Source organism: Sphingobacterium sp. T2 (assembly GCF_000814685.1).
Taxonomy (GTDB): domain Bacteria; phylum Bacteroidota; class Bacteroidia; order Sphingobacteriales; family Sphingobacteriaceae; genus Sphingobacterium; species Sphingobacterium thermophilum.
This window is the reverse complement of sequence record NZ_JXAC01000169.1, coordinates 1-4,729: the sequence shown is the minus strand read 5'-3', so window position 1 is coordinate 4,729 and position 4,729 is coordinate 1. Positions and strand designations below refer to the sequence as shown.

Annotated in this window: 7 protein-coding genes and 2 pseudogenes; 6 read left to right on the top strand and 3 right to left on the bottom strand. The window is 43.4% G+C overall.

Going from position 1 to position 4,729, the window contains the following annotated elements; translation table 11 throughout:
* Positions 1–132: 132 nt before the first annotated feature.
* The 6 genes and pseudogenes from SD31_RS16150 to SD31_RS10805 all read left to right on the top strand — a co-directional run bounded on the left by SD31_RS16150 (position 133) and on the right by SD31_RS10805 (position 3,286).
* The gene (locus SD31_RS16150; RefSeq protein ID WP_082021923.1) at positions 133–633 is read left to right on the top strand and encodes a twin-arginine translocase TatA/TatE family subunit; all 501 of its coding nucleotides are present in this window, start codon (positions 133–135) and stop codon (positions 631–633) included.
* 77 nt (positions 634–710) lie between these two features.
* A complete protein-coding gene (locus SD31_RS21345; protein ID WP_410528257.1) occupies positions 711–1,694 on the top strand; it encodes a Tex-like N-terminal domain-containing protein in 984 nt (327 codons plus the stop codon).
* Positions 1,582–2,084, top strand: a pseudogene (locus tag SD31_RS21340) (hypothetical protein). The gene SD31_RS21345 and the pseudogene SD31_RS21340 overlap by 113 nt, the downstream one beginning before the upstream one ends.
* Positions 2,059–2,499 (top strand): annotated as a pseudogene (locus tag SD31_RS21335) (helix-hairpin-helix domain-containing protein); the annotation flags it as partial. The pseudogenes SD31_RS21340 and SD31_RS21335, both read left to right, overlap by 26 nt.
* Before the next feature lie 24 nt (positions 2,500–2,523).
* The gene (locus SD31_RS21330; protein WP_410528258.1) at positions 2,524–2,934 is read left to right on the top strand and encodes a S1 RNA-binding domain-containing protein; all 411 of its coding nucleotides are present in this window, start codon (positions 2,524–2,526) and stop codon (positions 2,932–2,934) included.
* A gap of 64 nt (positions 2,935–2,998) precedes the next feature.
* A complete protein-coding gene (locus SD31_RS10805) occupies positions 2,999–3,286 on the top strand; it encodes a hypothetical protein (protein ID WP_039054124.1) in 288 nt (95 codons plus the stop codon).
* Between the two features lie 16 nt (positions 3,287–3,302).
* Here SD31_RS10805 and SD31_RS19185 read toward each other — a convergent pair whose 3' ends face one another.
* The 3 genes from SD31_RS19185 to SD31_RS19175 all read right to left on the bottom strand — a co-directional run.
* The gene (locus tag SD31_RS19185; RefSeq protein ID WP_231561485.1) at positions 3,303–4,184 is read right to left on the bottom strand and encodes a translocation/assembly module TamB domain-containing protein; all 882 of its coding nucleotides are present in this window, start codon (positions 4,182–4,184) and stop codon (positions 3,303–3,305) included.
* Positions 4,156–4,374, bottom strand: a complete 219-nt coding sequence (locus tag SD31_RS19180; RefSeq protein WP_052258971.1) for a hypothetical protein — start codon at positions 4,372–4,374, stop codon at positions 4,156–4,158. The genes SD31_RS19185 and SD31_RS19180 overlap by 29 nt, the downstream gene beginning before the upstream one ends.
* A 62-nt stretch (positions 4,375–4,436) precedes the next feature.
* Positions 4,437–4,729 (bottom strand): translocation/assembly module TamB domain-containing protein (locus SD31_RS19175; protein ID WP_231561483.1); only part of this gene is annotated, 293 nt, incomplete at its 5' end.

The following is a 4,729-nucleotide window of genomic DNA, read 5'->3' as shown; positions in this document are numbered from 1 at the left end:
TCAAATTAGTTTGCAAGGAAACTAATTTGATTGTTGGTATCTTTTACAAATGTGTCCAAATATTTACAAATAATTATTTGTCAAAACGTATAATACCTTTACCTTAGCATACTATAACAATATACAGAAATTATGACATTAGCTTTTTTGAATATCGGTACTCAGGAGATGATCCTTATTGTGATCGTTATCTTATTGTTATTTGGAGGAAAGAAATTGCCGGAATTGGCTCGTGGACTAGGACGAGGAATTCGTGAATTCAAAGATGCTTCAGAAGATATCAAACGTGAAATTTCGGAGCAAATAAATAATTTCGAAAAGGATTTGGATGTTAAAGTGGAAGATTCACCGAAAGAATACGCTTCTACGTCAACCTCTTCATCGGAAGCTCCGGAGGTAGAAAATCAGGAAGTCGCTTCAGCGGAGGAATCTGCCTCTACAGAAAAGAAACTCCCTCAGTTTACTCAACCAGAAAATACTGTTCAGCATGATCCGGGAGCACATCCTGTGGATGAGACCGAATATTATAAGTATGGCTATAAAGACTATTTTGCGGAAGAAAATGGAGAGCAAAGCAGTGCTGCGGACTCTCCTGCGGAGCAAGCTAAAGAAAATCCTGCGCATAACGCCTAAAATATTATTGTCATTTTGTACATAAAAGCTGTTGGAAGAGTATTTCAGCAGCTTTTGCATTAAATATAAGCTTATATATGTTACACGAAATAATTATTGCTAACGAGCTGTCTATCACACCGAAGCAGGTGAGCACCACTATTGCTCTGCTCGATGAGGGAGCTACCGTCCCTTTTATTTCCCGTTATCGTAAAGAACTCACCGGCTCTTTGGATGAAGTGCAGATTACAGCCATCCGCGATCGCGTCCAGCAACTTCGTGACTTGGACAAGCGCAAGGAGGCGATTCTCAAATCTATTCAAGATCAAGGTAAGCTTACACCAGAATTGGAAGTCGCAGTGCGGGGAGCGGAGACAATGTCCGCCTTGGAAGATATATATTTACCTTACAAGCCAAAACGTCGTACAAGGGCGTTAATAGCCAGAGAAAAAGGACTTCAGCCTTTGGCCGACTTTCTTCTAGAGCAGAATAGTGGTGATATTACTGCTGTCGCTGAACAGTATCTGAATGAAGATGCTGGGGTGAACAGCGTGGAAGATGCTCTTTCAGGTGCGAGAGATATCATTGCCGAGACAGTATCAGAAGATGCCGAAATTCGTGCACAGTTGCGTAAGATTTTCATGGAGAGTGGCTTCTTCGTATCGCGTGTAGTGCCAGGAAAAGAGGATGAAGCCTTGAAATATAAAGACTACTTTGACTGGAAAGAGCCTATTAGTACGGCTCCATCTCATCGGGTGCTGGCTATGCGCCGCGGCGAAAAGGAAGAAATGCTCTATCTGGATATAGAAGTAGATGAAGATCTTGTAATCCCTAAAATAGAGACTAAGTATATTAAAGGCAATAATGAGGCCTCAAAGCAAGTGGAACTTGCCATCTATGACGGATATAAAAGGCTGCTGAAACCTTCTATGGAAACGGAAGTACGTGTCTTGACACGTCAGCGTGCCGATGATGAAGCTATCAAGGTATTTGCAGATAATGTACGTCAGCTGCTGTTGGCAGCTCCTCTGGGCCAAAAAAAGATTGTTGGCTATAGACCCTGGATTTCGTACTGGCTGTAAGACAGTGGTGTTGGATGCACAGGGCAACCTTGTAGAGAACACGACCATCTATCCTCATAATGGAGCTTCAGCACAGCTGGAAGCGGAACATATAGTGAGATCATTAGTTTCCCGACATGAAATAGAGCTATCGCCATAGGCAATGGTACTGCAGGAAGGGAAACGGAAGAGTTTGTGCGTAAGCTGGGCCTTCAGAATGTTATCATCGTTATGGTAAACGAGAGTGGAGCTTCCATCTATTCTGCGTCGGAAGTAGCCCGTGAAGAGTTTCCTGAATATGATGTAACAGTACGTGGTGCTGTATCTATAGGCCGCCGTCTAATGGACCCATTGGCAGAGCTTGTCAAGATAGACCCAAAATCTATTGGAGTGGGGCGAGTATCAGCATGACGTAGACCAAAATAAGTTGCAGACAGCTTTGGATGATACTGTTGTTTCTTGTGTGAATGCGGTAGGTGTAGAGCTGAATACGGCCTCAAAACAGATTTTATCCTATATTTCGGGGTTAGGTCCTGCCCTCGCTCAGCAGATTGTTAACTATCGAAGAGAGCACGGTCCTTTCCGTTCACGCAGGGAGTTGAAGAAAGTACCGCGTCTAGGAGAAAAGGCCTTCGAGCAGGCCGCCGGATTCCTGCGCATCCGCAATGGAGAACATCCGTTGGATGCTTCTGCCGTACATCCTGAACGTTATGAACTTGTAGAGCGCATGGCAAAAGATCTGGGCGTGGATGTTATTCAGCTGATGAAAGGACGAAAAACTTCGCCAACAGAATAGAATTTGAAAAAATATATCACCGATGAGGTAGGGCTCCCTACGTTGAATGATATTATGGCCGAATTGGCAAAACCGGGACGTGATCCGCGCGAGCAGTTTGAAGCCTTTTCTTTCACCGAAGGTGTCAACTCAATTTCCGACTTAAAGGTGGGGATGAAGCTGCCAGGCATCGTGACGAATATTACCAATTTCGGGGCCTTCGTAGACATTGGGGTGCATCAGGATGGACTTGTGCACCTTAGTCAGCTGGCAAATCATTATGTTTCCGATGCACATGAAGTGGTGAAGGTGCAGCAAAAAGTGTTGGTGACCGTCATAGAAGTCGACGAAAGACGTAATCGCATAAGTCTTTCGATGAGGGATGAGGAAAAAGCAGCACCGAGGAAGAGAAGCGAAAAAAGAGGAGAGAAGGTGCTTGAGACGGATATGGCAACAAAATTAAGCAGCCCTGATGGGAAAATTTAAATAAAAAAATGCCCGCAATTTGCCGGGCATTTTTTATTTATAAGTTCATTTGGTATCTTTAGGTATGACTTTACAAGAGTTTATACAAAGTCTTGATTACGACACGATGCCGGAAAGTTTGACTGTTCCTCTACAGGCGTTATGGTGGGATGCTAAGGGCGATTGGGCAAGGGCACATGCCCTTATCAATGATTTAGAGGACAGTGTGTCTGCGCATGTCCATGCTTACCTGCATCGTAAAGAAGGAGACTTGTGGAATGCTCGCTACTGGTACAGTAGAGCACAGCAACCTGAGTTTAAAGGTCCTTTACAGGAGGAATGGCGATATTTATTAGAGCTTTATTTGCGTTAAAGCAAGTAGTGTTTTTTTATTTGTTATCTTTTCTATTACTGCGCTGCCATATTTTGCGCCAAAATTCACCCAGAGAATTAAATTCTTGTCTGTATGCTAATCCTATCGCACTAATATATTCGGCATCGGTGGAGCGTATTAAGAAGTTTCGTGTATAAGGGCGGTTATATGCTCTAAGCAAAAGGTTCCCTTCTTTACGTAGTTTAAAGGTAAGTTCGGCATCTGTGGTAACCCCCTGACGGAAGAAAGTCAAGTCAGTAGCTTCATAATTGCTGCGGTCTGAGATTCCTCCGGAAAGCACCAAACGATCGTTTAGAAGACGTAAGGAAGCTGAAGCATCGTTGAAGGAACGAATGTTTAGGTCCAGGAAATTCATGTTCAACGATTGGGAAATAATGTTGTTGAGTTGGTTGAAAGCTATTTCCGTTCCTGCGGAGAGCAACGTATTGTTTACCTCTCTTCCGATTTCGTTAGTAGAGCTAGGGGTGAAGCTTCTTCTTACAATAAGGCTTAGCGCCTGTTGGTTGATATTGTTGGCATCGCTAAGATAGCTCTGCAGCTGATCTTTGATATATGGATTCTGTGGAAAGTTGAGGTCAAAAGTCACATCGGGTTGGCTAAGTGTACCTTTAATCAGCATGTCAGCCTGTGCTAGCACGCGCTCATTTTCTCCGGAATGTCCAGCAGCATTATAAAGTGGTCCTATCGCGGTCCTTTGTTGGTATATGGCGTTTAGGTTGATGATAGCTTCCGAAGGATTTCCTGTCCAGCGGATAGTTCCTCCCTCTTTGATATCAAAGAATTTATTGATAAAGTCTTGTGCGGTGAAATGAAATTTGCCAGATCTGACAACGTAGTCGCCAAACATTTCAAAGTCTCCGAGACTGGAAATTTTCATGTTTGATGTTTCCATTTCCGTTGCCTTTCAAGGAGCCCATAGTCGTCTGGAGATTTACTTCGGCTTCCGGTGTGAAGTTGAGATTCATATTCATGGTCAAGCCCTGCAAGACGCGTTGCTTATCCTTTTTCTGATTTTCCGTAGAATCCTTGCTGACGAAATAGACGAAATCACTTTCGGAGACAGTCATAGCCGTATTGAACGGCAAAGTTATTGAAGTTCCTGTTTCCGACTTGACGTTGATATCTATGTCTATAGCGGAGTATATCCCTTAAATTTGAATATTCCTGAGGCGAAGGCAGTTCCAAAATATAGATTGTTATCCTTAAAGGTTGTATTCAGGATCATAAAGTTGCTGGCTCTAAGATCTACATCTATATAGGGGTTAGCCAGTTTTTGGAGGTTTACAAGGCCGTTGGCTTGTGCTCTATTGCCTTTTATGTCGCGCAATACTAGGTTTTGGAGGATGATAGCGTTGTTTTCTACCAAAGCTGTTTGGTTGTCCACAAAGTAGTGCGTGTTGAGGTAGTTTACCGTAAATTCGG

Excerpts from the sequence above, each read along its gene's own strand:
- SD31_RS21330 (WP_410528258.1), top strand. The coding sequence starts at position 2,524 with ATGGCCGAATTGGCAAAACCGGGACGTGATCCGCGCGAGCAGTTTGAA.
- SD31_RS21345 (WP_410528257.1), top strand. The coding sequence starts at position 711 with ATGTTACACGAAATAATTATTGCTAACGAGCTGTCTATCACACCGAAG.
- SD31_RS16150 (WP_082021923.1), top strand. The coding sequence starts at position 133 with ATGACATTAGCTTTTTTGAATATCGGTACTCAGGAGATGATCCTTATT.
- SD31_RS19180 (WP_052258971.1), bottom strand. The coding sequence starts at position 4,374 with ATGACTGTCTCCGAAAGTGATTTCGTCTATTTCGTCAGCAAGGATTCT.
- SD31_RS10805 (WP_039054124.1), top strand. The coding sequence starts at position 2,999 with ATGACTTTACAAGAGTTTATACAAAGTCTTGATTACGACACGATGCCG.
- SD31_RS19185 (WP_231561485.1), bottom strand. The coding sequence starts at position 4,184 with ATGAAAATTTCCAGTCTCGGAGACTTTGAAATGTTTGGCGACTACGTT.